This window comes from Rhodococcus sp. UNC363MFTsu5.1 (assembly GCF_000686785.1).
Lineage (GTDB): Bacteria > Actinomycetota > Actinomycetes > Mycobacteriales > Mycobacteriaceae > Rhodococcus_G > Rhodococcus_G maanshanensis.
The window spans coordinates 181,888-207,282 of record NZ_JMLO01000006.1; the positions used below are offsets into that span (position 1 = coordinate 181,888).

Below are 25,395 nucleotides of genomic sequence, written 5' to 3' on the forward strand. Positions count from 1 at the left end.
CAAAACGAGAAGGAACTCGAACCGATGACCACCCCGATCATCCCCGCCGACCTCAAGCCCGTCGATGGCCGATTCGGTTGCGGACCGTCCAAGGTCCGCCCCGAGCAGCTCCAGTCGCTCGTGGACGTGGGCGCCTCGGTGTTCGGCACCAGCCACCGCCAGAAGCCGGTCAAGGACGTCGTCGCCCGGGTGCGTTCCGGCCTGGCCGACCTCTTCTCGCTGCCCGAGGGCTACGAGGTGGTGCTCGGCAACGGTGGCACCACGGCGTTCTGGGACGCGGCCGCGTTCGGCCTGATCCGCGAGAAGTCGCTGCACCTGACCAACGGCGAGTTCAGCTCCAAGTTCGCGTCGGTGGCCAAGGCCAACCCGTTCATCGGTGACCCGATCGTCGTCTCGGCCGAGCCGGGCAGCGCGCCCGCGCCCGTGTCGGACCCGTCGGTCGACCTCATCGGCTGGGCCCACAACGAGACCTCCACCGGTGTCGCGATCCCCGTGTCGCGTCCGGCCGGCTCGGAGAACGCGCTCATCGCGATCGACGCCACCTCCGGTGCAGGCGGCCTGCCGGTGAACATCGCCGACTCGGACGTCTACTACTTCGCCCCGCAGAAGTGCTTCGCCTCCGACGGCGGGCTGTGGATCGCGATCATGAGCCCGGCGGCCCTTGCCCGCGTCGAGGAGATCAAGTCCACGGGCCGCTGGACCCCGGACTTCCTGTCGCTGCCGATCGCGGTGGACAACAGCTCGAAGGACCAGACGTACAACACGCCCGCGCTGGCCACCCTGCTGCTGTTCGCGAACCAGATCGAGTGGATGAACAGCAACGGCGGCCTGGACTGGGCCACCAAGCGCACCGCCGATTCGTCCTCGCGCCTGTACAACTGGGCCGAGGCCAGCGAGTTCGCCACCCCGTTCGTCGCCGATCCGGCGCACCGCTCGCAGGTCGTCGGCACCATCGACTTCGACGACAAGATCGACGCCGCCGCGGTGGCGAAGATCCTGCGCGCCAATGGGATCGTGGACACCGAGCCGTACCGCAAGCTCGGCCGCAACCAGCTGCGCGTCGGCATGTTCCCGGCGATCGACCCCGAGGACGTCACCGCGCTGACCAAGAGCATCGACTGGGTCGTCGGCCAGCTCTGAGTCGAACCCAGCACATAGGTCAGCCCCCGGCACTCCCTGCCGGGGGCTGACTGCTTTGTGACGCGGGTTGCTCTCGCGGCGACTTGGCGCACATCTCGGCCCGACGATGACAGGATCGGCAGCGACTGACATCGATTGGGAGGGAATCGTTTCATGTTCAAACGCAGTTTCGTCGTCCTCGCCGCACTCACCCTGACCGCGTTCGCCGCGGGATGTGGGAGCGACTCCTCTGACACGTCCACGACCACGACTTCGGCGGCGACGTCGACCACCACCGCGCCGACCACCACGGCCGCGGCCGCGAGCCCGGCAGCACTGCCGCCGGTGGTCGTTCCCGTGTCGCCCGGCGCGGTCTCGCCCGCACCGGTGGTGTCGCCTGCGCCGGGACCCGTCGGCGCGGACGGCTCCACCGGCAACAACCTGAGCACCGAATACTGTGCGCGCAACCAGGATCCGGGGTGCCCCATCGGCAGCTACGTGGCGCCGGACGCCATCCCGCACCCCGACGGCAGCGGGAAGTACGTCCCGTGTGAGGGCACCATCTGCACCAACCCGGACCACGGCGCCGGGACCGACCCGCAGCAGAACGGCGGCGCGGTGATGCAGAACCCGAACGGCGACGGCACCGACGTCCCCTGTGAGGGCACCATCTGCACCAACCCGAACAACGGCGCGGGTGGGTAGCCCTATGGCCCGGTGATCGTGGTCAGGAAACTCGCTCGGATGTCGTCGCGGCCCGCCGCCTCGAGCAACGCGGAGAAGGCTGTTGCCTCCTCCGCGGAGGCGCGGCGGGCCGTGTCGGCGAGGAATGTCGGGTCGTCGAACAGGTCGGCAACGGCGTCGGCCGCACGGGCCAGGGTGAAGATGTCGTACATGGGAGATCGATCCTGACAACTACGGCTAACACGACAGGGGAAGACTTAGCGTGCCCTACATTAGGGCTGCCTAAGTAAAGGCTCGCAAGAGGCCTTGCGTCAATAGTTGTGTCGTCAATCACAGGCAAATACCTGCTGGTAGGCGGCCGATTGACCAGTCGGCGCCGACTGCCCACCATTTCGAAACCGCAGCCTATACGGTACCCTTGGTTACACATACATTGACCCTCTCCGAGGAGGTCCGCCGTGACCGAACACATCGACGTGCTGATCGTCGGTGCCGGACTGTCCGGGATCGGCGCAGCCCACCGGATCCAGGCCAAGTTCCCCGCCCGATCGTTCGCGATCTTCGAGTCGCGCGACGCCATCGGGGGCACCTGGGACCTGTTCCGATACCCCGGGATCCGGTCGGACTCCGACATGCAGACCCTCGGCTATCGGTTCCGGCCGTGGACGGACGAGAAGTCGATCGCGGACGGCCCCGCCATCCTGGAGTACGTCCGCGACACCGCCCGCGAGGCAGGCATCGACAAGCAGATCCGCTTCGGACACCGCGTGGTGCGCGCCCGGTGGTCGAGCGCGGACGCCAGGTGGACCGTCGACGCGACCCACGGGGACGACACCGTCACGGTCACCTGCGACTTCCTGTACGTCTGCAGCGGTTACTACCGCTACGACCAGGGATTCACGCCGAAGTTCGAAGGCACCGACCGCTTTCAGGGCCGGATCGTGCACCCCCAGCACTGGCCCGAGGACCTCGACTACACCGGCAAGAAGGTGGTCGTCATCGGCAGCGGCGCCACCGCCGTCACCCTGGTGCCGTCGATGTCCGACCGGGCCGAGCACGTGACGATGCTGCAGCGCTCCCCCACCTACATCGCCGCCCTGCCCGCCAAGGACCCGACCACCAACGGGCTGCGGCGACTGCTCGGCGACAGGCTCTCCTACCCGATCGCCCGATGGAAGAACGTCGCGTTCTCCACCATCACCTACCAGCTCAGCCAGCGGCAGCCGCGCCTGGTCAAGTGGTACCTCCGGAGGGCCCAGCAGCGCGCTCTGCCCGCCGGATACGACATCGACACCCACTTCACGCCGAGCTACAACCCCTGGGATCAGCGGATGTGCCTGGTGCCGGACGGCGACCTGTTCCGGGCCATCCGGCACGGCAGGGCATCGGTGGTCACCGACCGGATCGCCACCTTCACCGAGCGGGGACTCGAACTCGAGTCCGGCCAGGAACTCGCGGCGGACGTGATCGTGACCGCAACCGGCCTGAACCTGCTCGCGTTCGGCGGGATCGAGTTCACCGTCGACGGCCGCGAGGTGTCGCTGCCGGACACCCTCGCGTACAAGGGCATGATGCTCAGCGACGTGCCCAACTTCGCCTTCACGGTCGGCTACACCAACGCGTCATGGACGCTCAAGGCCGACCTCGTCGCCGACTACGTGTGCAGGCTGCTCGCGCACATGGACCGGCAGGGTCACACGGTGTGCGTGCCGACCAACGACGACCCGGCACCGACCACCCGGCCGCTGCTCGATTTCGCCGCCGGCTACGTCCAGCGCTCGATCGACGAGTTCCCCAGGACCGGCACCAAGGCGCCGTGGCAGCTCGGCATGAGCTACGCGCACGATGTGGTGACGCTGCGGCACGGCCGGCTCGAGGACGACGCGATGCAGTTCAGCTCCTGACTTCCCGAACGGAGATCAGAGCAGTGTGACTTGGTCTCTGCTTCGAGTGCCGTCTCGAGGACGTTCGCCGTCAACTGTTGAGTAGCCCGTTCGGCCCAACCACCTCGACACCGTCGGCCTTGGCCTGCGCCAACAGCTGCTGCGACAGTTCCTGGCGATCGATCTTCGACTGATCCATGGAATCGTGTGTTTCGGCCATGATCTCGCCTCCCCTCCAAGCTGCGCTCGGCGTGTCGGGCCAGATGCCGGATCAACCGCTAATCAGACAGTCCCGTCTGTCACCAAAGAATGAGCGGAAGGTCACCCCTGTCCCGGGCAGAAGCCGCCGCAGGTGTCGGGGAAAAGACTCCCTAACGGGAGTTCGGCCAAGAATTCACCGGCAAATACGACAAATTCGTCGTAAAAGGGAGGGAGAACGGGAATGGCGCTGGATCCGACCGCTTCGAGGGACCCGCCCGCGGGCGGGTCGGCGGGAGTGAAGCCGAGGGAACCGGAGGACGGGACAGCGTCGGCAGGAATAGCGGCGGCAACGCCAGATCCTGCGACGAGGACACCGGTGAGTACGGCAGAGGCAACGACCGCGGATGCGATACGACCGATGATTGGACCGCGCATTTACGAAACTCCGTTCATTGAACATAGAGAAGAGGACCCGTCGCAAGCGTTGGCTTCGCCGCTCGCGCGCCACTCTACTGTCCACAGGCCGTTTCGGAGCACAGAACGATAATTCCTTGCGGCACTTGTCGATTCGTTGAACACAACGAAAGGCGTCGTCCGCCTCGACGACGATTTCATCACCGGGATTGGCGCGTACGGATCGGCATCACCATGCCGCTCCCAGCCGAACAGCTTCCCAGCAGCCGGATCAAGAAACCCACACGAAACCCGACGACCTATCCCCGACGCTCCCCACCATCAACGACCCGACCACCTCGCCCGATGCGCACAACTGCGCGCCCACCACGCCGAACATGAAGCAATCCTGGGCGAGCGCCTGCGCCACCAACCCCCACCCTTCTGACGCCTGGCGCGGAAACAGGTCAGCCCCCGGCATCACGTCGGGGGCTGACCTGGTGCAGCGAGTGGAGATCTACTCCGCGATGATGGCGTCGGCCTCGATCTCGACCAGCAGGGCGGGATCGATGAGCGCGCTCACCTCGAGAATCGTGGTGGCGGGACGGATCTCGCCGAAGACCTCACCGTGCGCGAGACCGGCCTCTTCCCAGCGGCTCATGTCCGTGAGGTAGATCCGGGTGCGGATGACGTCCTCGGGCTTCGCGCCCGCCTCGGCGAGGGCCGCGACGACCCGGCTGACCGCCTCACGGGTCTGCTCGGCGAGGCTGTCGCCGCCGACCGGGCCGTCGGGGCCCGACGCGGTGGTACCGGACACCGAGACCTGCTGGCCGATGCGGACAGCCCGCGAGTATCCGATCTTCGACTCCCAGTCGGAGCCGGACGAGATGTTGTTTCGATTCGACATGGCGCTGATTCTGTCAGGCCGCCGAGTCGCCTTCCGCAGGCTAGTCCGGGTTCGCCGCCACGAAACGCCGGAACGGGTCGAGCGCCTCGTCCCCGAGGTTGGGTCCACTCACCTCGATGCCGGCATCGGCGGACGCGATGACATCCGCGCACCCGAGCCCGAACCGCGGTCCACCCTCGAGGATCGCGCCGAACTCCGCCGCCGAGGCCGCGAACACCACCCGGCTCACCCCCGCCCACACCATCGCCGCGCTGCACATCGGGCACGGCTCCCCGCTCGCGTACACGGTGCTGCCGACCAGGTCGTCCGTGCGGCCCTCCGCGCAGGCGGTGGTGATGGCGTCGAGCTCCGCGTGCTCGGTCACGTCGCCGGAGGTGGCCACGGAATTGGCACCCTCGCTGATCACCTCGCCGTCCGCGCCGACCGCCACCGCACCGAATGGGCGGTTGCCCGCCTCCCCGGTCTCGTTCGCGAGCTCGATCGCCCTGCGCAGGAGTGCGAGGTCATCGGCATCGAGGCCAGTCATCTACTCATCCTTTCGCAGAAACGCCTGTGCGGCGATCCCCGCCGCGATGAAGGTGTATCCCAACCAGCCGGGGCCGTCGTCGGCGGTCAGGATCAGGATGCCGACCGGGATCAGCCACACCGCCAGCGGGGCGAGCAACGCGCGGAGCGGTGGCCGCGGATCCTCCGGATACCAGGCCGAGAACTGCAGCGCGATCAGCATCGCCGCGGTCTGGATCACCCACCCCGTCCACAGGTTGTCGCTGTCGCGCAGCACCGCATCGCCGTAGAACCCGGCGATCGCGGCGACCAGGAAGGCCGCGGCCCACACGCCGGTGATCACGTAGTTGATCCGCAGGAACCGCGGCGTCTGCCAGTACTGCTCGTCCACCTCCTCGCGCGCGTACTGGATGGTGAACGGCATCCGGGCCAGCATCGAGCCGACCGCGATGACGACCAGCGTGATGTTCGCGATCTCGCCGATCCAGGTCTCCATCCAGTCCTGCCCCGCGTCGTCGAGCAGGAAGTGCAGGACCAACAGCGCCGCGAAGAACACGACGTCGATCACGCCGAGCAGTTTCAGGGACCGCCCGCGCAGCAGATCGACCGCGACGAACACCACCGAAAGGGACAGTGCGATCCCGGCCGCCCAGGCGAGGCGCCCCGGCCCCTCTACGACAGCGAGCACGATCCACGGGGCGAGCCCGGTCAGCGGGCCGTCCAGCATCGCCCCGAGCGCATCCCACGCTCGGCGCGCGGGCGAGGACCCTGCCCGTGTCTCCGGAGCCTTTTCGATCATCGCCCTGCCCCCGCCGGTCCGACCACGCCCGATTTCCTGAGGGTAGCCCCGATTCCGACAGAATTTCGGCCAGAGACAATAGCGCGCCCCGAACCAAACCTGTCGACCGGGCGAGGCGTGTCCTGACCCGACCCCCATCACGGGTCCATTACAGTCGGCAAGGGCGAAATCGCGAGCTACGCGATGAGGGAGGTCACGGTGCGAGAACTTCGAGTGATCGGACTTGAGCCCGACGGAACGCACATCGTGTGTGCCGACAACGAGAGCGGCGAACGCTTTCGCGTTCCCGCCGACGACAAGCTTCGCGCCGCCTCGAGGGGCGACGTCGCCCGATTCGGGCAGATCGAGATCGAGACCGAGAGCCGAATCCGACCCCGCGACATCCAGGCCCGCATCCGAGCGGGTGCCACCGTCGAGCAGGTGGCGACCGAGGCAGGGGTGTCGGTCAAGAAGATCGAGAGCTTCGCGCACCCGGTGCTGCTCGAACGCTCGCGTGCCGCCGAGATGGCGCAGGCCGGTCACCCGGTGCGCGAGAACGGCCCCACCGTCCTCACCCTGGCCGAAATCGTCGGCCTCGCCTTCCGCGCCCGCGGCCACAACCTCGACGAGGCCCAGTGGGACGCGTGGCGCGACGACGAGGGCCACTGGATCGCCCAACTCGAATGGCAGGCCGGGCGCACCCGCAATGCGGCGCACTGGCGTTTCCAGCCGGACTCCCACGGCGGCACCATCACACCGCTCGACGCGGCCGCGACCGACCTGATCGACCCCGATTTCGGGCGCCCGCTGCGCGGACTCGCCCCGATCGCCGCCGACGACCCGCACTCCCCCGTCCTCGAAGCCGTGATCGAGGCCGAGGTCGAAGAAGAGATGGCGGAGTCCGAGCCACTGGAAGCCGGCGCCATGGATTCCCTCTTCGAGGAGGAGGACATCGTCCACTCCGAGGACGAGGAGCACCAGCCGAAGCCGGCGCCGCAGCACCAGGGCGCCAAGGACAAGCGCGGCAAGCCCTCCCTGCCGTCCTGGGACGACGTCCTGCTCGGCGTGCGCAGCAGCGGTCGCGGCTGACCGATACCCGGGCCCGCTCCCGCCACCGGGATCACTTAGAGTTACGCCGAGTAACACTAAGTGCCCAGAGTGAGCAGGGGGAAGACTGTGCTGGATTTCGACTGGCGTCCGCGGCTGAACACGCTGACCCGGAACGCATGGGGCCTGACGTTCGGCGACGGGATCCAGGCGGCCGAGCCGACCCCGTCGGAGCAGATCACCCAGGGCCTGCACCGCGACCTGTACCGGTTCGGCCCGCAGATCGGCGCCAACCCGGCCCTGCTGGTGCCCCCGCTCGCCGCACCTGCCCAGTGCTACGACCTGCGCCAGGGCCAGAGCCTGGCCGCACACCTGCTCGAGCGCGGGCGCACGCCCTACCTCGTCGACTACGGCACCATGACCTCCGCGGACCGGGGCCTCGGCTTCGAGGCCTGGGTCGACGACATCATCCCCGAGGCCGTGCGGCACGTCTCCGAGCTGCACGACGGCGCACCCGTCGACCTGATCGGGTGGAGCCTGGGCGGGACGATCTCGCTGCTCACCGGGGCCGCGCACGCCGACCTCCCGATCCGATCCATCTCGGCGATCGGCACCCCTGTCGACTATCGGGAGATCACGGCCATCGCGCCGCTGCGGGCCATCGGCCGGATCACGGGAGACCGGCCGCTCACCGCGGCCACCTGGGCGCTTGGCGGCCTGCCCGCCCCCGTGGTGCAGGCCAGCTACCGGGTCACCGCGCTGCAGCGCGAGTTGACCAAGCCGTGGTTCATCGCACGCAACCTGCACGACACCGAGACCCTGGCCAGGATGGAGTCCATCGACAAGTTCATGGCCGCCATGCCCGGCTACCCGGCCCGGTTCTTCCACCAGGTCTGCACCCAGTTGATCCTGGGCAACACCCTGACCGCAGGGCAGTTCCGGCTCGGATCCCGCACGGTCGAGCTGTCCGCACTGTCGGTGCCGGTGCTCGCGGTCGGCGGCACCGACGACGTCATCGCGCCGGTCGCCTCCGTCGCGCGCATCACCGACGTGCTGACCGGGGCGCCCTCGGTGCGCTTCGAGACCGCGCCCGGCAGCCACCTCGGACTGCTCGCGGGCCCGGGCGCGAAGCAGACCACCTGGGCGCACCTCGACGAATTCCTGAGCGAGACGGCGCCGCAGCTGGTCTGAGCCTCACCCGTTGGCGAGGTGCGCGTCGACCGTCCGCCCGACGAGGGCGGCCGCGCCCTGCGGGTCCCCGATCACCTGCAGGGCGCGGTCGGCCGCCAGCACGGCCATCCCGTGCAGGCCCGTCCAGATCCCCAGCGCCCGCTCCCGAGCGTCCGCGCTGCCCGCGGTCGCCTCGTCCACCAGCGCGACGAGCGACTCGAACAGCGGCAGACTCGTGCGCCGGAGTTCCGCGCCCGAGCCCTCGAGCAGGTCGTGACGGAACATCAGCTCGAACATCGCCCGCCGACGATCGGCAAAGCGCACATAGGCCCACCCGAGTGCCACGAGCCGGTCCCTGGCCGATAGCTCGCCGTCGAGCCCGGCCGACCGGACCGCGACCGCGAGGTCCGCAAGACCCTCCGCCGCGATCGCCGCGAGCAGCGCCTTGTGGGTCGGGAAATACCGGCGCGGGGCGCCGTGCGACACCTCCGCCGCCCTGGTGATCGCGCGCAGGCTCACCCCCGCGATGCCCTCCCGCTCGAGCAGCTCGACACCACACCTGACCAGCTTGTCGCGCAGCGGTTCGTCGTCCACGTAGACATTGTCTAACACTCGGTGGCAGTATCGGACCCCTACGCGTAGACAATGTCTACGCCCTGTCGATCAATCACCTCGGGAGCGCCAACTGTGTGGTACTGGCTGTTCAAGTACGTCCTGATCGGACCCGTCCTGCGCCTGTTCGGCAGACCGACGATCGAGGGTGCCGAGCACATTCCGCCCACCGGTCCGGTGATCCTCGCGAGCAACCACCTGACCGTCGCCGACTCGTTCTTCCTGGTCCTCATGGTGCGTCGACGCATCACCTTCGTGGCGAAGAGCGAGTACTTCACCGGCACCGGGCTCAAGGGCAGGCTCACGCGCTGGTTCTTCTCCTGCACCGGGCAGGTCCCCATCGACCGCAGCGGCGCGGACGCGGCCAGGGCCGCACTGGCGACCGCGACCGGGATCCTCGAGGCGGGCGGCATCTGGGGCATCTACCCCGAGGGCAGCCGTTCACCCGACGGACGGCTGCACCGGGGCAAGACGGGTGTCATGCGGGTCGCGCTGCCCACCCGCGCCCCGGTCGTGCCCGTGGTGATGCGTGGCACGCCCGCGGTCAATCCGATCGGTTCCCGGATGTGGCGGTTCGGCAAGGTCCACATCACCGTGTGCCCGCCACTGGATCTGACGCACCACCACGCGGCCGTCCCGAGCGAACGGACGGTGCGCGAGGCGACCGACGAACTGATGCGGACCCTGCTCGCCAACTCCGAACAGGAATATGTGGACGCGTATGCCGCGCAACGGGTGGGGGTTTCGCTCCCACACGAACACGTGCCCAGGTCGTACCCTTTCAGGTAAGCGACGACAAGGGAGGTGCAGGCTGTGGGGGCCAAAGCATCAACGATCTGGTACGTCGACGCCCCCGATCCCATGGCCGTCCTCCGCGATCACCCCGAGCCCGACGCCGATGCGGCGCACGCACTGGTCGGCAAGCTCTATCCCGAAATGATCATCACCCCACTCGAACCCGGCCCCCTTGCCACCTCGGCCGGGGTGCCGCACGGCGTGGTCTACGTGGGCAGCTATCCCGGGCTCACCGTCGTGTGCGGATCGAACCTCACGGTGCACGAGCCGTCGACGCTCGATGAATCCTGGACTCGCCCACTGGCTTCCGAGCGCACGTATCTGATGTGTACCGAACCGGACACCGCCTGGGCGTCTTTCGCGTACTGGGAGCGCGGGGCGCTGCGCCGCTCGTTCAGCGCGACGCCGGTGCACATCTACGAGGACTTCGGATTGCCGCTGGTGTGGGAGCGAGGGTTCTGGGCCGGTGAACATCCTCTGGCCTACCCGGCGGAGGTGCTGCCCGACCCGCAGTCGCTGCCCTTCCATCCCGGCGAGTTCGCCGAGGCGGCCAACGCCGAGTGGCTCGGGTTCCGCTACACCGGTCCCGTCCGTGACGGCGAGATCGACCCCGCCACCGTCGGCGTCTGCGGATTCGCGGTCTACAAGGAGGGTGAGCCGCCCCCAGCGGTCCTGTCCGCGAAGCCCGATGGTGCGCCCCGGGTCGGATTCTTCCGCGGGATCCGCCAGTGGTTCGGGTTCGGCTTCGACTGACCCGGCGTCAGCCGGCCCCGGCCAGCAGCGCGATCCACCCGGCGACGACACCGACCACGGCACCGAGCACCGCCCAGCGCCACACCGGCACCGTCCGCCACTGCCACAGCGTCGGCGCGACACCGACCGCGACCACCACGTTGACCACCAGCGCCAGCAGCGGGTGCACCGCCGCCATCGCCGCCCCACAGGCGGCCACCCCGACGCCGGTGAGCGCGGCAGCGAAGCCCGACACCAACAGGCCGGTGGCCCACGGTGTGCGGGCGCCGACCGGACCACTCACCCGGCCGTCCTGACCCGTTCGTAGAACGCCATCGCGGCCGCGGTCGCCACGTTCAGTGAGTCGGTTCCCGGCGCCATCGGGATCCGCGCGCGCACATCGGTGTTGCGCATCGCGTACTCCGACAGTCCCGGCCCCTCGGCCCCGAGCAGCAGCGCGACCTTGTCCCCCGTCATCGCCTCGGCCAGCGTCACCGCTGACGGATTCGGGGTCAGCGAGATGAGCTGAAATCCGTTGTCCCTGAGCACATGCAACCCGCGCGGCCACTCCGGCACCCGCGCGAACGGCACCCGAAGCACATGCCCCATCGACACGCGCACGGCCCGCCGGTAGAGCGGGTCCGCGGTGCTGCCACCGAAAAGGACGGCGTCAACGCCGAGGCCCGCGGCGTTGCGGAACATCGAGCCGATGTTCTCGTGGTCGTTGACGCCCTCGAGCACTGCGACGGTGCGCGCGCCTCGCAGCACCTCCTCCAGCTCCAGCGGGGGTGGGCGGTGCGCGGCGGCCAGCACGCCACGGTTGAGGTGGAACCCGACCACCTCGGCCATCACGTCGGCGGAGGTCCGGTAGAACGGCACGTCGACGCCCTCGAGGTCGTCCGCCAGCTCGCTCAGCCGCCGATCCACGCCGAGCAGGCTGATCGGCTCGAACCGGGATGCCAGCAGCCGCTGCGCAACCAGCACGCCCTCGGCGATCACCAGGCCCTTGCCCTCCGGCAGGTCAGGACGCCGATCCGACGAGTTCAGGTCGCGGAAATCGTCCAGGCGGGTGTCGGCCGGGTCGTCGATGTCGATTACGTGAACCACACCGCCATCCTGCCGTACACCACGGTGCCACCCACAAATCTGTGCCACCCTCGAAGGATGACCGACTCTACGATCGCGATCAGGACGGCAACGGAGACGGACTGGGACGCGGTCGCGCTGCTCGATGCGCACGCGTTCGGTTTCCATCCCACCGCCGAGGACATGGCCTTCACCCGGCGGTTCGCCAGGACGGAGGACGTCATCCTCGCCACCGACGACGACCGGCCCGTCGCGGTGGTCATGCACTTCGCGATGCGGATCACCGTCCCCGGCGGCACCCAGTTGGATCTGCCGGGGGTTTCCTGGGTCTCTGTCGCGCCGACTCACCGAAGGCGCGGCATCCTGCGCGCACTGTTCACCGAGCAGCACCGCCGGTTCGTCGCGGCGGGGGCACCGTTGTCGATCCTCACCGCCACCGAGGCCACCATCTACGGCCGCTTCGGCTACGGTCCGGCGACCAGCGAGCTCGCGGTCTCCGTCGACCGGCGCTCGGCCCGAATCCGTGACACCGCAGCGGATCCTGGCGGGGTGGCCCTGGTGCCGCCCGCCGCGGCCCGCCCGGCGCTGCCGGGAATCTACGACCGCTGGCAGGCGCGTACACCGGGGGCCCTGGCCCGGCCGCAGGTCTACTGGGACCGGATGTTCGCCGACCTCGAGCACCGCCGCGACGACGCCTCCGCCCTGTTCTACCTGGTGCACGCGGACGGTTACGCGGCCTACCGCCGCAAGCACACCCAGGACGGGATGGTCGCTGTGGTCGACGACCTCGTCGCCGCGACCGACGAGTCGTACGCGGCGCTGTGGCGGGTGCTCGCAGGCATGGACCTGATGCGCGAGATCCGGGTCGATCAGGCCGCGGACGACCCGCTGCCCTGGCTGCTCACCGACGCGCGGCTGCCGCGGGTGACCTCACGAGACGACGCCGTCTGGGTGCGGATCATGGACGTGCCGGCCGCACTGACCGCGCGCACCTTCGCCGTCGACCTGGACGTGACCCTCGAGGTCAACGACCCGTTCCTCGACGCGGGCGGCACCTTCTCACTGCGCGTGGTCGACGGCAGGGCCACGGTCACCAGAACCGATGCTCCCCCGCAGGCCCGACTCGATCTCGACGTACTCGGCAGCCTGTACCTCGGCGGCCACCGCGCGCGCTCGTTCGCTAGGGCCGGGCGGCTGTGGACCAGCGACCAGGCGGTCCTTGACCGACTGGACCTGGCCTTCCGCGCCGACCGGGAACCGTTCGCCGGCTGGCACTTCTAGGTCGGAGCGACCGAAAGCAGGAGCGGAGCCTGCGGAGCGACCGACAGCGCTACTCGGACTCGCTGACCATCGAAGAGATGATCTCGACGGACTCGCGCAACACGGCGATCTGCGACTCGTCGAGCGCCGCCAACCGCTCGTTCATCCACTTCTCCCTCGCGCTGGTCTCGTCCGTCACCAGCGCCTGACCGGAGTCCGAGAGGGACACGATGATCTGACGGCCGTCGGTGGGGTGCGGTGTCCGCACGACCATGCCGAGGTCCGCGAGGGAGGCGATGACCCGGGTCATCGACGGCGGCTGCACCCGCTCCTTCGCCGCCAGCGCACCCGGCGTCATCGGCCCGTCCGCGGAGAGGCTTGCGAGCGCGGACAGCTGCGTCAACGACACCTGAGAATCCGTGCGCCGCCCGCGGAGATGCCGCGTCAGGCGCACGACGGCCAACGAGAGATCACTGGCCAGAGTGCGAGTATCCAATGTCACCCTCCGGAGGATACGGCACTACCTGACAAGCGGTTCAGGTAATCGCATCCGTGATGGGCCCGACTGCGAAATAGGCCACGAACAGGCCCGCGACCACCCACAACAGCGGGTGGATCTGCTTGATCTTGCCGCTGAACGCACCGATCACGACCCAGGCGATGAAGCCGACGCCGATGCCGTTCGCGATCGAGTAGGTGAACGGCATCACGACGATGGTCAGGAAGGCGGGCAGCGCGATGTCGAACTTGGTGAAATCGATGTCGCGGACCTGACCGATCATCAGCGCGCCGACGATCACGAGGGCAGGCGCTGCGGCCTCGATCGGCACAACGGAATACAGCGGGGTCAGGAACATCGCGGCGAGGAACAGCAGTCCGGTGACCACGTTCGCCAGCCCGGTGCGGGCACCCTCCGCGATACCCGAGGCGGATTCGACGAAGACCGTGTTCGAGGACGCCGACGCGCCGCCGCCGACGATCGCGCCTGCGCCCTCCACGACGAAGGCCTTCCCGATCCCCGGCAGGTTGCCGTGCTCGTCGGTGAGTCCGGCCTCCTTGCCGAGGCCCGTCATGGTGCCCATCGCGTCGAAGAAGTTGGCGAGCACCAGGGTGAAGACCAACAGGCTGGCGGCCAGCACGCCGATCCGGGTGAACGCGCCGAAGAGGTTGACGTCGCCGACCAGGCTCAGGTCCGGCATCTGCGCGAGCACGTCCGGCATCGCGGGAACGCTGAGGTTCCAGCCGCTCGGGTTCACACCCTTCGAGGGGCCGACATGCCAGATCGCCTCGATGATCGCGGCCAGCACCGTCGTCACCACGATGCCGATGAGCAGGCCGCCGCGGACCTTGCGCGCCACCAGGATTCCCATCAGCAGCACACCGAAGACGAAGATGACCGTCGGCCAGGTGGAGATGGACCCGCTGATACCCAACCCGACGGGAACGCTGGTGCCCGCATCATCCGGGATGCGACGGACGAAGCCGGCGTCGACGAATCCGATGAACGCGATGAACATGCCGATGCCCGCGACGATGGCCGATTTGAGCGCGTCGGGCACCGCGTTGAACACCGCGGTCCGGAAGCCCGAGATCGCCAGCACCACGATGATGATGCCGTCGATCACCACCAGGCCCATCGCCTCCGGCCAGGTGACCTGCGGCGCGATCGTCACAGCGAGCAGCGCGTTGATGCCGAGGCCCGCGGCGATGCCGAACGGGTAGTTCGCGATGATGCCGAACGCGATGCTCATCACGCCCGCGACGAGCGCCGTCACCGCCGCCACCTGGGTGATCGGCAGGATGTTGCCGAGCACGTCCGTCTTCGCGGCCGCGTCGTCGGGTGAGAAGCTACCGAGGATCAGCGGGTTGAGCACGACGATGTACGCCATCGCCACGAAGGTGACCAGTCCGCCACGGACTTCGTTGCTGACCGTGGAACCACGTTCCGTGATCTTGAAGTAGTTGTCCAGGAGCCTCGAGGTTCCAGCCATAGCGTCCAATGTCCCAATCGCCGAAGGTGCGCGTCGCACCTGGGAGGTTAGGGCAAAGCGGAACGGGTAGCTTAATTATGTGACCGAGACCCGCGATGACCCGCTGATCCCGCGCAGGCTCACCGATCCGCGTCCCGTGGTGACGATCGGCACACTCGCCTGGCTGGTCACGACCGCGGTTGTGCTCGCCGCGGGCGACCGTTGGCGCGAGGCGCTGCCGATCTGTCTGGCCGGATTGGCCGTCGGTGCACTCGGATTCGCCCTGTTCCTCGTGCAGCGCGCCGCCGCGCGCCGCGGCAGCAGGGGCGCGCAGCGCGGCCTGCGCTGACCGGGCCTAGACCCGGCTCGGCTCCATCGTCGGGTCGTCCCCGGCCTCGTACTCCTCCAGCTCGACGTACTCGTCGTGATACTCCTCACCCACGGCGGGAACCTCCGTTCGCCGCCGCCACCAGAGCGTCACCGCCACGGCCGCGGCCACCAGCGCCAGCAGCACCACGACCGCGAACCAGAACCTCGGACCGTAGTAGCCGCTGAGCGTCATCCGGAGGGCGTTCCTCGCGTAGGTGAGCGGCATCAGCGCCTGCAGCCACCGGAACGGCTGCGGCATCTGCTCGATCGGGAACACGCCACCGAACGAGAACAGCTGGACCATCAGCAGACCAAGGGCGATGAAGGTGCCGTTGACGGCGCCGAAGACCACGGTGAACATCCGGCCGAGCGCGAGCGCCGCCGCGCCGATCACCAGCATCACCGCGACCATCATCACCACGCTCGGCGGCTCCGCGCCGGCCACGGTGATCGCGGCGATCGAGGCCAGCACGACGCCGCCTGCCATGATCGCGGCCGGCACCCGGTAGCGGCGGAGCCCGTCGCGCCTGATCGGCCTGATCACGAACCAGATGAGGATCCCGAGCAGGAACAACGCCACGGACATGACCACCGGCACCGCGCCGGGACCGAAGCCGGCCGCCACGTTGAGATTCTGCGGGCTCAGGTTCACCGGTGATGCGAGCATCGCGGCCGTGGCCTTGCGCTCGTCCGGCGTGAACGACGGCACCTGCGCCGCGCCGTCGGCCAGACCCTTGGCGAGCTCCGCGCTGCCGTCGTCGAGCTGTCCGACGCCGACCTCGAGCTCACCGAGGCCGTCTCGCAACTGCACGCCGCCCGCGTCGAGCTGCCCGAGCCCGGAGTTCAGCTCCGCCGCGCCCGCATCGAGCTGGTGCGCGCCGTCGGCCAGTTGGCCGAGCCCGCCCGACAACTCGCCCGCGCCCGCGGCCGCGGACTGAAGGCCGCCCCGGTAGTCCGCCGACGGGTCGGAGAGCTGGAACGCGAGCTCGCGTGCGCCCTCTCGCAGCTGCTTGAGCTGGCCCGCCACGTCCTCGTCGCCGGTCGGGAGCCCGGCGGCGACCATCGTGTCGACGAGCGGACCGACCACCGTGTCGATCACCTCGCTGATCTGCTTGGCTCCCGCGCCCAGCTCGTCGGTGCCCGAGACCAGCTGTCCGAGGCCGTTCTTCAGTTCGGTCGCCCCTGCCGCGGCCTCATCGGCGCCCGCGGCCAGTTCCGAGGCTCCCGAGGAGAGTTCCCCACTGCCCGCGTGCGCCTCGCTCAGGCCCGAGGAGAGCTCGACACTGCCGTCGGCGAGCTGGGTGGTGCCCGACAGCGCCTCCCCGGTACCGGCCGAGAGCTGGCGAGCGCCGGACGCGGCCTCCTCCAGCCCCTTGCCGACGTCGCCGAGCCCGACGAGCACCTGGTCGACCGACTGCTCGCCGATCGACTCGGAGACCGCGGAACGCACCTGCGCCATCAGGCCCTCGCCGACCGGCGTCGCGACCAGGCTGTTGTGGTCGTTGTAGACGACCTCGAGCCGCGCCTTCTGCGGCTTGTCCGATCCGGCACTGGCGATGTCCGCGCTGAAGTCCTGCGGGATCACCAGCGAGAAGTAGTACTCCCCGTCCTCGACGCCCGCGGTGGCCCGCTCCAGGTCGACCTCCCGCCAGGCGACATCGCCGCTCTCGATCAGCGACGCGGCCACGTCCTTGCCCGCCTCGAGCCGGGTGCCGTCCATGTCCGCGCCCGCGTCGTTGTTGACGATCGCGACGGGCAGCCGGTCGAGGGTGTCACCGGGGTTCCACAACGCCCACATGTAGAAGCCGATGAGCGCCAGCGGTGCGATCACGATCGCGGCGAGCACCCCACGGTTGAGATGTATCCGACGCGTGGGCTGGTCGGGACCGCCAGGGGTGGCCGCTGCCGCCATGGTGTGACCTCTTCTCGTGACCGCAAAGCTGGACGATCGTCCAAAGCGGTCACCTTAGGGAAGACGGCGCTCCAGTGCAGGGTTTCGCGAAGATTTAACAATCGCCCAGATCCACAGGCCCGCCCATGCGGCGCCGAAGAGCCAGCCCGCGATCACGTCGGTGAGCCAGTGCGCGCCGAGGTAGACCCGGGAGAGCCCGATCGCGAGCGTCCACAGGGCCAGCCCAGCGAACACCGCGGGGTTACGCCAGCGCGGCCCCGCGAGCCGCACGATCACCGCCCCGACGACGCACACCAGGATCGACGACATCATCGCGTGCCCGGACGGGAACGAGTGGGTGACCTCGACCACCAGCCGTTCGGGCTCCGGCGGCCGCGCCCGGCCGAACGCGAGCTTGAGCAGGGACATCACCAACTGGCCGGTGAACATCGCGCCGCCGACCAGCAGCGCCTCCGCCCGATGCCCCCGCGCCAGCAGCGCGAGCACGATCACCGTGGTGACCACCAAGGAGGCCACCGTGCCACCGAGATTCGTGATCACCACGACGACGTCGGTGAGCCATGGCGTGCGGATCCCGACGACGGAATCGAGCACGGACTGGTCAATCTGCATGTCGCTCCGCAGGCTCCGCTCCGGGTAGCGGTCGCTCCGCAGGCTCCGCTCCGGGACACTGTCGCTCCGCAGGCTCCGCTCCGGCCAACAACCCGCGCTCCGTGCAGTGCGTGCGCCCGTCCTCGTCCACCCACCACGGCAGGTCGATGTCGCCCCGCACCGCCCCGCTCAGCCGAACGGTCAGGCGGTCGTGCACCACCAGGGTGCCCTCGGGCAGCGGCAGTCCGAGCGCGACGTGGGCGAGCACCGCGGCCGGCTCTCGGTCCCATGCGCTGACACGGCGGCCCGCGCCGAGCACCTCTCCGCGGATCGCCTGCGACGCGTGCGGCAGGTCGAGCAACTCGGCCAGCCCGGCCGCGCTCGGCAGGTCACCGACCACCAGTAGCTCCGCGGGCACGGCCGCCGCCAGCCAGGGCCGGTCGAGCACGACGGCCTCAGCCGGGTCGGCCAGCTGCCCGGACAGCGTCCTGACCGCCGCGGGCGGCGAGAGCTCATCCAGGTCGAGGATCCCCGCTGCGGTCGCCTCCGCCAGCAACCGGTGCGTACGCGCCACCACAGCGGGGCCCGGGTCCCGGTCTGGGTCGGCGAGCCGGTCCAGCAGCAGTTCGGCCATCTCCACCCCGTCGACCCGGTCGGCGGCCACGACCCCCGACAGCGCCGCGGCGTCCGGGTGCTCGAGCACCTCGAGCAACCCCTCGAAGGTGCGATCGTCGGCCAGGCGCAGCGCCCCCAGCCGGACCCCGCCAAGGCACGCATGCCTGCGCAACCACCAGGCGGTGTACCCGAGCCGGTCCGAGAGCAGCGCCGCGGTCGCGGGCTCCCCGGCCAGCAGGCCGAGTGCGTCCGGCCAGGCGCCGGAATCCACCAGGTCGAGGTCACGGACGGCGAGCAGCACCTCCGGGTCCTCCTCGAGGGTCGACCACCAGGCGTCCTCGTCATCGAGGTCCTGCTCGGGCCCGGTCGGCAGATCCGCCCGAAGCACCGTGAACCCCCAGCCGACACCGACACCGCGCAGCGCGGCCTCGCCGAACCGCTCGACCAACGCCGATGACACGGTCCCGAACGGAGAGTCCGCCGCGAGCACACGGGCGAGCGGCGCGCCCGGCAGCAGTAACTCGTCCGCGGCGCGCAGCGTTCCGTCCGCATCCGGCAGGGGTAACTGACCGAGCCAGCCGGGCAGGTCCCCCGCCGCGGCGGCGACGGCAGCCAACGACAGCACCGGATCCGCGAGTTCGCTTGCGGCGGTGGGATCGTCGAGATCCACGTCCTCGATCGCAGACCGCAGTGCGGGGTCGGCGAGGACGTCGAGCGCGGACGCGCTGCCCGCACCGAGCCGGCCGAGCAGTCGGTGTGCGGCATCAGGATGCACCAGCCGGATCCAATGGACCCCGTGTGCGTCGACACCGGCTCCGACGCCCCCGAGGTCGTGGCCGAGCACGACGGTTCTCGGGCCCGTCACCGTGCGACCGTCCGTCAGCGGCACCGGGATCGCGGCCAGCTCTTCCGCGGCAACCGAATCCACGACCAGCGGCTCCAGCGCCGCGTAAAGCCGCCCCCACCAGAGCGGTTCGCGATGGATTCCGGCGAGCAGCTCGGCCAGGTGTGCCAGCCCGATGCGGTGCACCCCGACCGCGGACAGCGCCTGGGCCTCGCGCTCGGTGGACAGCCCGGGACCGAGCAGCCCGGGGATCACCTCCAGCAGCAGTTCGGCGAGTTCCGCCGTCAGCCCTGGCAGCACCACCGCGGATCCCGGCACCAGGTCCCGCCCGTCGGCGCCCGGGAGCCAGGCGTTGCCGGCCAGCTCTCTCAGTACCGCCTCGCGCAGCACCGCATCCACCTCGCCACGCGCGAACCCGGGCAGCGGCACCAGTCGCAGTCGCTGCGACTCCGGAAGCGCCGCAACGAAACCGGCGTATCCGTCGGCCAGGTGCTCGAGGGCGGCGCCGGGCATCAGCCGCCTGCGGTCGGGCTGCAGCGCCGCGTCGGCGATCAGGATCGCGGGCAGCGACAGCTCCTCGTCCGACCGGGTCGGCGCGCGCAGCACGTCGGCAGAGACCGGACGGACCCGTCCGTCGCCGACCGGCACCGCCCAGCGAGCGGACGGCCCTGTCGAGTACTGCCACCAGGTGTGCTCGCCGTCCCGCGCGAGCGGAGCCTGCGGAGTGACCCCGACACGGAGCTCGGTCAGCCCGTCGGCGAGCGGCCGCTCGGATCGGGTGAAGGTCCGGTCGGCGAGCTCGATCGACGTCAGCGCGGGCAGCTCCAGCAGCAGGACCGGGGCGTCGTCTGCCAGTTGCCGCAGCAGCTCGTCCCCGTCGACGCCCGGCCGCAGCGCCAGCACCACCTCCGAGTCGAAACCGGGCGCTGGCGCCGTGTCGGTGGCCCACACCAGCCGCAGGACGGGCACGCCTCGCTCGGGTTCGTCCAACCCGGCGGCGTGGAGTTCGTCGCGGGTCCGCTCCGCGGAGAAGGCGATCGAACCGGTGGTCGACCTCAACTCGATCTCGTCGCTCACCGACAGCACGGCGGTGAATCCGACGCCGAACCGGCCGACCACCGGACCGCCGTCGGTGCCCTTACCCGAGACCCGTAGCGCCGACAGTGCCTGGACCCCCGCCTGATCGAGGGGGGCGCCGGTGTTCGCGACGTGCAGTCGGGTGCCGTCGAGCCGGATCCGCATCGCGCCGGGGACCCCGGCTCGGGCGGCGGCGTCCGCGGCGTTCTGGGCCAGCTCGGTCAGCAATCGGTCACGGTATCCAGCAGCCGCGAGGTCGGCCTCGGTCGCGGCGTCCTCGCGGAGCCTGGTCGGCGAGGAACGCCAAGCGAGCAGCGTCGATTCCCTCAGCGCATCGGCGCCGAAGGGGTCGGCGACCGTCAGTCCGTCGATGCCGGTTCCCCGGCGGCGTCGGAGGTCGGTGCCTCGTCGGCGGGAACCTCGTCCGCGGCTGCCTCGACTGCCGGAGCCTCGCCTGCCGAGGCCTCGTCCGCGGGAGCCTCGACTGCCGGAGCCTCGTCCGCGGGCGCCTCGACTGCGGGGGCCTCCGCCTTCGGTTCCGGCAACGCGACCACTTCCACCGCGCCGTCGTCGAAGGCGTCGAACTGCGGGCTACCCGCGCCGGTGGGCAGCGTGGTGTCCGAGTGCGCGCCGCAGCCGTACTGCGCGTACACGACGTGGCCGTCGGCGGCCATCTCGTTGCCGCACACCCCGAACGCCACCCGCAGCGATCCGGCCAGCGGCAGGTAGAACCCGCACAGCTCGCAGGTGGACGGCGCGGCCTTGGCCATCTCGGAGTCAGGACCGTAGTCGCCCTCGCGCCAACGCTCCGCGGCGTCCAGCCTGCCCTCGAGACTCATGACCTGCTTGCGGCCCAGCCCGACCTCGAGCGCAACCTCGTCGACCACCGGGTCGCCGGTCGCCACGTATCCGGGCACCAGCCGGGGATCCCCTGGCAGCGGGGCCAGCAGGTCGCCAGGGGAGAGATCGCCGGGGCGGATCCGCTCATCCCACGGAAGCCAGTCGGGCGCGGTCAGCGCGTCCGGACCGGGCAGCAGGGCCAGCTCGCTGACGGTCGCGCGGTCGGACTCCGGGTCGGCCGCGAGCACCACTGCCCACTGCCAGCCGCGGTAACCGGGCAACTGCGCGGCGAACCGATGGGTCGCGGCGCACTCGCCCTCGGAGGTGACGCCAAGGTGTGCACCGACATCCCCCTCGCCGAGGTCGATCAACGCCTGACGGGCCAGGTCCACGGCATCGGCCAGGACGGGGCGCACGGGGGCAAGCTCGGGGGCAGATTGGGCACTCACACCCCCATTTTGCCGTATCGCGACAAATCATCGGCGCAACGGGCTGCAATGCTGGTCTGATGACCGGGCGACGGCTACCCCAGATCGCGGCCGCTGTGGCCGCCTTGATGCTTGCCGGCTGCGCGAACGCAGCCACGAATTCCGGCGCGGAACCGGACGCGGACAGCGTCGAGCGACTTCGCGTCGAGGTCGTGGGCGAGCGCCCACACGACCGTACGGCCTTCACCCAGGGCCTCGAGATCGCCGACGGCGAACTGCTCGAGGGCACCGGCCTGGCCGGACGGTCGGAGCTGCGGGCAGGCTCGCAGGAGACCGGCGTGGAGCGCCTCCGGGTGCCGGTGCCAGAGCAGATGTTCGGCGAGGGCATCACCGTCTCCGGCGACACCGTCTGGCAGATCACCTGGCGCGACGGCGTGGCGATCGCCAGGGACCGCCACACCCTCGCCGAGCGCTCCCGCATGACGTACGAGGGCGAGGGCTGGGGACTGTGCGCGCAGTCGGACCGCCTCGTGATGAGCGACGGCTCGGACACCCTCACCTTCCGCGACCCGGTCACCTTCGAACCGCGCGGCACCGTGGCCGTCACCCTCGACGGGCAACCCCAGGATCAGCTGAACGAACTCGAATGCGTCGGTGACACAGCGGTTTACGCGAATGTGTGGCAGACCCAGCAGATCGTGCGGATCGATCCGGACTCCGGCCGGATCACCGCGGTGATCGACGCGTCGGGCCTGCTGACCGACGAGGAGAGCCGCTCTGTGGACGTGCTCAACGGGATCGCGGAAGTGCCGGGCACCGACCGGTTCCTGATCACGGGCAAGTACTACCCACGCATGTTCGAGGTCCGCTTCGTCCCCTGACACCCGCGACGGGCGAGGCGTGTGGTCCTTTGTCGCCCATCTAGGACAGAATTGACCCGTGACCGGACCACGCGTGCCCAACGATCCCGACGGGAGTCGGGCATCCGACGACCTCGGACCGGGCCGGAGCCATCCGGGATTCGAGAACTATCCGCCTACACGCCGGACCTCGGCCCGCCGCGCGCCGCTGCCCCCGCTGCATCCCGTCGGTGACACCCGGCAGGGTTCCTCGGGTGAAGCCCGGCAGGCTTCCTCGCCGAAGCCGCCGCCGATCCCCCGCAAGCTCACCGTCACCCGAGTGGCGGCGATGCGCAGCCGCGAGCTGACCAACCGGGGCATCGCCACCTTCCACCGGGCGGCCAAGGCCGACGGCGCGGAGAAGTCGGGACTGACCGCGCTGACGTATGCGGTGATGGCCAACTTCGCCACCGATGCCACCATCGCGGTCGCGCTGGCGAACACGCTGTTCTTCTCGGCCGCCACCGGCGAGGACAAGACCAAGGTCGCGCTGTATCTGTTGATCACCATCGCCCCGTTCGCGGTCATCGCCCCGCTGATCGGCCCGATGCTCGACCGGTTGCAGCACGGACGCCGGCTCGCCCTTGCGTCCTCGTTCGCGCTGCGCGCGGTGCTTGCGGTCGTGCTGGTCTTCAACTTCGACAGCTGGGGCCTGTACCCGGCCGCGCTCGCGATGATGGTGCTGAGCAAATCCTTCTCGGTGCTCAAGAGCGCCGTCACCCCGCGCGTGCTGCCGCCGGAGATCGATCTGGTCCGGGTGAACTCGCGACTGACGGTCTTCGGCCTGATCGGCGGCACCATCGGCGCGGGTGCGGTGGCGGGCGTGCTCGCGCTCATCGTGGGATCGTCCTCGGGGCCGTTGTGGTTCGCCGCCGCCGTCGCCGCGCTCGGCGCGTACCTGAGCATGCGGATCCCGGCGTGGGTGGAGGTCACGGAGGGGGAAGTGCCCGCGACCCTGACCTATCACGGCGACGACTCGCGCACCGAGCCGATCGGTAAGGACGCAGGCGAGGCGGCGAAGGCAGGCAAGCGGCGCCAGCCGCTCGGCCGCGCGGTCATCACGGGTCTCTGGGGTAACAGCACCATCCGGGTGCTCACCGGGTTCCTCACGCTCTACATCGCGTTCGTCGCGAAGTCCCGCACCGAGCACGAGCCGATGGCGCAGGCGGCCATGCTGGCGCTGGTCGGCGCCGCGGCCGCGATCGGCAACTTCGCGGGCAACGCCACCGGCGCGCGGCTCAAGCTCGGCAGGCCCTCGGTGATCGTGCTGCGCTGCACGGCCGCCGTCACCGCGATCGCGATCATCGCCGCCCTGACCGACAGCCTGCTCACCGCGGCGCTCGCCACCCTGGTCGCGTCGGGCGCGAGCGCGCTGGCCAAGGTGTCGCTGGACGCCTCGCTGCAACACGACCTGCCCGAGGAGTCCATCGCGTCCGGCTTCGGCCGCTCGGAGACGGTGCTGCAGCTGAGCTGGGTCATCGGCGGGGCGCTCGGCGTGCTGCTACCCACCGAGTACTGGATCGGTTTCTCCGTGGTGTCGGTGCTGCTCGTGCTCGGCCTGGTCCAGACCTTCCTCACCTACCGGGGTTCGACGCTGCTCCCCGGGCTCGGTGGCAAACGCCCGAATGTGGCCAACCAGGAGATCACTCGACCGATCTCCGCGAACGCAGGGAACCGAACGTCGTGACCAAGACAAAGAAGATCGTCCTCATAGGCACCCTGGGGCTGCTGATCGCGCTCGCCGGGTTCGCGGCCGTAGTCACCGCGCTGGTGCGGGGCGCCGACGAGGAGCCGCCGACGGTCACCGCGTTCGCGGGCGGCAAGTCCCTCGTGGTGGAGCCGACCCAGTACTGCAACCTCTACCTGGAGGACTGCGTGGAGAACCCCGTGGCCGAGCTCCAGGTCCCCCGTGGCAAGCCGCTGCAGATCTCCCTGCCCGGCGACATCGCCGACGGGCTGTGGCGAGTGGTGATGGTCTACCAGCTGGACGACGGCAGGGTTGGCGTCGACGAGCGGTACCACACGCCGGGCGAGTCCCTCGCGATCACCGTCGAGACCCCGGAGGGCATGCAGCTCAACGGCATCGAGATCCAGCAGCCGTCGGCCGTCGTCAACGAGCAGGGCCTGCCGTTGGTGCACGCGACGTGGGCGATCAAGACCGCCTGATCTGGTACGCCAACGCCGAGGGGCACCGTCTCGCGACGGTGCCCCTCGGCGTTGCTGTCGGGTGCGGCTAGCTGTCGAGCTCGCGGGCGACGGCGCGCACGACCTCGGAGATGCGCTGCGCGGTCTTGCGGTCCGGGTACTTGCCCTTGCGCAGGTCGGGCTGCACCTTGGCCTCGAGCAGGGTGATCATGTCCTCGACCATGCCGTGCAGCTCGTCGGGCGTGTGCTTGCGCACCGCGTCGTCCTTGCGGGCGCCACCGCCCTGCCGGATCGAGGGCGCCGGATCGAGCACCTTCAGGCTCAGCGCCTGCGGACCACGACGTCCCGCGGCCATCCCGAACTCGACGCGCTGGCCCGCCTTCAGTCCCTCGACACCGTCGGGCAGCGCAGACGAACGGACGTAGACGTCCTCCCCCTCTTCCTGGGAGAGGAAGCCGAAGCCCTTTTCAACGTCGTACCACTTGACCTTGCCGGTAGGCACTGCGTTCACCTGCTCATCTACATAAATGAACG

27 protein-coding genes and 1 pseudogene are annotated in these 25,395 nt (G+C 69.7%); 12 read left to right on the forward strand and 16 right to left on the reverse strand.

The features are described 5' to 3' along the window. The first annotated feature begins 24 nt into the window (after positions 1–24). Positions 25–1,140: a phosphoserine transaminase gene (gene serC, locus BR31_RS0110650; RefSeq protein WP_027500951.1), complete on the forward strand. Its 1,116-nt coding sequence runs from the start codon at positions 25–27 to the stop codon at positions 1,138–1,140. 153 nt (positions 1,141–1,293) lie between these two features. Beyond that, entirely contained in the window at positions 1,294–1,824 is a 531-nt protein-coding gene (locus tag BR31_RS28190) for a hypothetical protein (protein WP_037176205.1), read from the forward strand. Between the two features lie 2 nt (positions 1,825–1,826). Here BR31_RS28190 and BR31_RS0110660 read toward each other — a convergent pair whose 3' ends face one another. Beyond that, positions 1,827–2,015: a hypothetical protein gene (locus tag BR31_RS0110660; protein WP_027500952.1), complete on the reverse strand. Its 189-nt coding sequence runs from the start codon at positions 2,013–2,015 to the stop codon at positions 1,827–1,829. Between the two features lie 246 nt (positions 2,016–2,261). On the opposite strand from BR31_RS0110660, the gene BR31_RS0110665 reads away from it, so the two are divergent. After that, positions 2,262–3,707: a flavin-containing monooxygenase gene (locus BR31_RS0110665; RefSeq protein WP_027500953.1), complete on the forward strand. Its 1,446-nt coding sequence runs from the start codon at positions 2,262–2,264 to the stop codon at positions 3,705–3,707. A gap of 23 nt (positions 3,708–3,730) precedes the next feature. Here the strand turns inward: BR31_RS0110665 and BR31_RS31015 are convergent. The 5 genes and pseudogenes from BR31_RS31015 to BR31_RS28200 form a co-directional block, all read right to left on the reverse strand. Beyond that, positions 3,731–3,906 (reverse strand): annotated as a pseudogene (locus BR31_RS31015) (IS256 family transposase); the annotation flags it as partial. Between the two features lie 666 nt (positions 3,907–4,572). Next, positions 4,573–4,710: a hypothetical protein gene (locus BR31_RS31860; RefSeq protein ID WP_197023588.1), complete on the reverse strand. Its 138-nt coding sequence runs from the start codon at positions 4,708–4,710 to the stop codon at positions 4,573–4,575. Between the two features lie 87 nt (positions 4,711–4,797). Then, positions 4,798–5,187 carry a RidA family protein gene (locus BR31_RS0110680; protein ID WP_037176209.1) on the reverse strand — a complete coding sequence of 130 codons (390 nt, stop codon included), beginning with the start codon at positions 5,185–5,187 and terminating at the stop codon, positions 4,798–4,800. Between the two features lie 40 nt (positions 5,188–5,227). Beyond that, a complete protein-coding gene (locus BR31_RS0110685) occupies positions 5,228–5,713 on the reverse strand; it encodes a nucleoside deaminase (protein ID WP_027500956.1) in 486 nt (161 codons plus the stop codon). Further along, positions 5,714–6,490, reverse strand: coding sequence for a hypothetical protein (locus BR31_RS28200; protein WP_037176211.1), 777 nt, complete (start codon positions 6,488–6,490; stop codon positions 5,714–5,716). It lies immediately after the preceding gene. Between the two features lie 198 nt (positions 6,491–6,688). Between BR31_RS28200 and sepH the strand changes: the two genes are divergently transcribed. Both sepH and BR31_RS0110700 read left to right on the forward strand, forming a co-directional pair. Next, positions 6,689–7,558, forward strand: coding sequence for a septation protein SepH (sepH, locus tag BR31_RS0110695; RefSeq protein WP_027500957.1), 870 nt, complete (start codon positions 6,689–6,691; stop codon positions 7,556–7,558). An 87-nt stretch (positions 7,559–7,645) separates the two neighbouring features. Then, positions 7,646–8,707 (forward strand): alpha/beta fold hydrolase, encoded by a 1,062-nt coding sequence (locus tag BR31_RS0110700; protein ID WP_027500958.1) that lies wholly within the window; start codon positions 7,646–7,648, stop codon positions 8,705–8,707. A gap of 3 nt (positions 8,708–8,710) precedes the next feature. Here the strand turns inward: BR31_RS0110700 and BR31_RS0110705 are convergent, their stop codons facing one another. Further along, complete coding sequence (locus tag BR31_RS0110705) at positions 8,711–9,280, reverse strand: TetR/AcrR family transcriptional regulator (RefSeq protein WP_027500959.1); 570 nt, start codon at positions 9,278–9,280, stop codon at positions 8,711–8,713. A 93-nt stretch (positions 9,281–9,373) separates the two neighbouring features. Here BR31_RS0110705 and BR31_RS28205 point away from each other — a divergent pair, with 93 nt between their 5' ends. Both BR31_RS28205 and BR31_RS0110715 read left to right on the forward strand, forming a co-directional pair. Next, positions 9,374–10,087 (forward strand): lysophospholipid acyltransferase family protein, encoded by a 714-nt coding sequence (locus tag BR31_RS28205; RefSeq protein ID WP_051637286.1) that lies wholly within the window; start codon positions 9,374–9,376, stop codon positions 10,085–10,087. A 24-nt stretch (positions 10,088–10,111) separates the two neighbouring features. Further along, a complete protein-coding gene (locus BR31_RS0110715) occupies positions 10,112–10,846 on the forward strand; it encodes a DUF6928 family protein (protein WP_027500960.1) in 735 nt (244 codons plus the stop codon). A 7-nt stretch (positions 10,847–10,853) separates the two neighbouring features. On the opposite strand, the gene BR31_RS0110720 is transcribed toward BR31_RS0110715, so the two are convergent. Both BR31_RS0110720 and BR31_RS0110725 read right to left on the reverse strand, forming a co-directional pair. After that, positions 10,854–11,129 carry a DUF2537 domain-containing protein gene (locus BR31_RS0110720; protein WP_027500961.1) on the reverse strand — a complete coding sequence of 92 codons (276 nt, stop codon included), beginning with the start codon at positions 11,127–11,129 and terminating at the stop codon, positions 10,854–10,856. Beyond that, positions 11,126–11,932, reverse strand: a complete 807-nt coding sequence (locus BR31_RS0110725; RefSeq protein WP_027500962.1) for a TrmH family RNA methyltransferase — start codon at positions 11,930–11,932, stop codon at positions 11,126–11,128. The genes BR31_RS0110720 and BR31_RS0110725 overlap by 4 nt, the downstream gene beginning before the upstream one ends. A 57-nt stretch (positions 11,933–11,989) precedes the next feature. On the opposite strand from BR31_RS0110725, the gene BR31_RS0110730 reads away from it, so the two are divergent. After that, complete coding sequence (locus tag BR31_RS0110730; protein ID WP_027500963.1) at positions 11,990–13,192, forward strand: GNAT family N-acetyltransferase; 1,203 nt, start codon at positions 11,990–11,992, stop codon at positions 13,190–13,192. 49 nt (positions 13,193–13,241) lie between these two features. Here BR31_RS0110730 and BR31_RS0110735 read toward each other — a convergent pair whose 3' ends face one another. Next, on the reverse strand, positions 13,242–13,673 hold the full coding sequence (locus BR31_RS0110735) for an Rv0880 family HTH-type transcriptional regulator (protein WP_027500964.1): 432 nt from the start codon (positions 13,671–13,673) through the stop codon (positions 13,242–13,244). A gap of 34 nt (positions 13,674–13,707) precedes the next feature. Continuing rightward, entirely contained in the window at positions 13,708–15,162 is a 1,455-nt protein-coding gene (locus BR31_RS0110740; RefSeq protein WP_027500965.1) for an NCS2 family permease, read from the reverse strand. Positions 15,163–15,241: 79 nt separating this feature from the next. On the opposite strand from BR31_RS0110740, the gene BR31_RS0110745 reads away from it, so the two are divergent. Next, positions 15,242–15,490: a DUF2530 domain-containing protein gene (locus BR31_RS0110745; RefSeq protein WP_027500966.1), complete on the forward strand. Its 249-nt coding sequence runs from the start codon at positions 15,242–15,244 to the stop codon at positions 15,488–15,490. Positions 15,491–15,496: 6 nt separating this feature from the next. Here the strand turns inward: BR31_RS0110745 and BR31_RS28210 are convergent, their stop codons facing one another. Genes BR31_RS28210 through BR31_RS28220 form a run of 4 tightly spaced genes read right to left on the reverse strand, consistent with a single transcriptional unit; the run spans position 15,497 to position 21,805 of the window. Beyond that, the gene (locus tag BR31_RS28210; protein ID WP_051637287.1) at positions 15,497–17,422 is read right to left on the reverse strand and encodes a YhgE/Pip family protein; all 1,926 of its coding nucleotides are present in this window, start codon (positions 17,420–17,422) and stop codon (positions 15,497–15,499) included. A gap of 54 nt (positions 17,423–17,476) precedes the next feature. Further along, positions 17,477–18,034 (reverse strand): phosphatase PAP2 family protein, encoded by a 558-nt coding sequence (locus BR31_RS0110755; RefSeq protein ID WP_027500967.1) that lies wholly within the window; start codon positions 18,032–18,034, stop codon positions 17,477–17,479. Further along, positions 18,024–20,879 (reverse strand): sacsin N-terminal ATP-binding-like domain-containing protein, encoded by a 2,856-nt coding sequence (locus BR31_RS28215; protein WP_442970208.1) that lies wholly within the window; start codon positions 20,877–20,879, stop codon positions 18,024–18,026. Before BR31_RS28215 ends, BR31_RS0110755 begins: the two co-directional genes overlap by 11 nt. 29 nt (positions 20,880–20,908) lie before the next feature. Then, positions 20,909–21,805 (reverse strand): DUF3027 domain-containing protein, encoded by an 897-nt coding sequence (locus BR31_RS28220; protein ID WP_197023592.1) that lies wholly within the window; start codon positions 21,803–21,805, stop codon positions 20,909–20,911. A 92-nt stretch (positions 21,806–21,897) separates the two neighbouring features. Between BR31_RS28220 and BR31_RS0110770 the strand changes: the two genes are divergently transcribed. Genes BR31_RS0110770 through BR31_RS0110780 form a run of 3 tightly spaced genes read left to right on the forward strand, consistent with a single transcriptional unit; the run spans position 21,898 to position 24,882 of the window. After that, positions 21,898–22,698, forward strand: coding sequence for a glutaminyl-peptide cyclotransferase (locus BR31_RS0110770; protein ID WP_027500968.1), 801 nt, complete (start codon positions 21,898–21,900; stop codon positions 22,696–22,698). A 58-nt stretch (positions 22,699–22,756) separates the two neighbouring features. Beyond that, entirely contained in the window at positions 22,757–24,403 is a 1,647-nt protein-coding gene (locus BR31_RS0110775) for an MFS transporter (RefSeq protein WP_027500969.1), read from the forward strand. Then, positions 24,400–24,882, forward strand: coding sequence for a DUF2771 domain-containing protein (locus tag BR31_RS0110780; protein WP_027500970.1), 483 nt, complete (start codon positions 24,400–24,402; stop codon positions 24,880–24,882). Before BR31_RS0110775 ends, BR31_RS0110780 begins: the two co-directional genes overlap by 4 nt. Before the next feature lie 67 nt (positions 24,883–24,949). Here the strand turns inward: BR31_RS0110780 and BR31_RS0110785 are convergent, their stop codons facing one another. Further along, complete coding sequence (locus BR31_RS0110785; protein ID WP_027500971.1) at positions 24,950–25,363, reverse strand: cold-shock protein; 414 nt, start codon at positions 25,361–25,363, stop codon at positions 24,950–24,952. Positions 25,364–25,395: the final 32 nt, after the last annotated feature.

Coding starts and splice junctions, on each gene's coding strand:
- BR31_RS28200 (WP_037176211.1), bottom strand. CDS start 6,490: ATGATCGAAAAGGCTCCGGAGACACGGGCAGGGTCCTCGCCCGCGCGC.
- BR31_RS0110770 (WP_027500968.1), top strand. CDS start 21,898: ATGACCGGGCGACGGCTACCCCAGATCGCGGCCGCTGTGGCCGCCTTG.
- BR31_RS28190 (WP_037176205.1), top strand. CDS start 1,294: ATGTTCAAACGCAGTTTCGTCGTCCTCGCCGCACTCACCCTGACCGCG.
- BR31_RS28210 (WP_051637287.1), bottom strand. CDS start 17,422: ATGGCGGCAGCGGCCACCCCTGGCGGTCCCGACCAGCCCACGCGTCGG.
- BR31_RS0110660 (WP_027500952.1), bottom strand. CDS start 2,015: ATGTACGACATCTTCACCCTGGCCCGTGCGGCCGACGCCGTTGCCGAC.
- BR31_RS0110680 (WP_037176209.1), bottom strand. CDS start 5,187: ATGTCGAATCGAAACAACATCTCGTCCGGCTCCGACTGGGAGTCGAAG.
- BR31_RS0110755 (WP_027500967.1), bottom strand. CDS start 18,034: ATGCAGATTGACCAGTCCGTGCTCGATTCCGTCGTCGGGATCCGCACG.
- BR31_RS0110730 (WP_027500963.1), top strand. CDS start 11,990: ATGACCGACTCTACGATCGCGATCAGGACGGCAACGGAGACGGACTGG.
- BR31_RS0110740 (WP_027500965.1), bottom strand. CDS start 15,162: ATGGCTGGAACCTCGAGGCTCCTGGACAACTACTTCAAGATCACGGAA.
- BR31_RS0110685 (WP_027500956.1), bottom strand. CDS start 5,713: ATGACTGGCCTCGATGCCGATGACCTCGCACTCCTGCGCAGGGCGATC.
- serC (WP_027500951.1), top strand. CDS start 25: ATGACCACCCCGATCATCCCCGCCGACCTCAAGCCCGTCGATGGCCGA.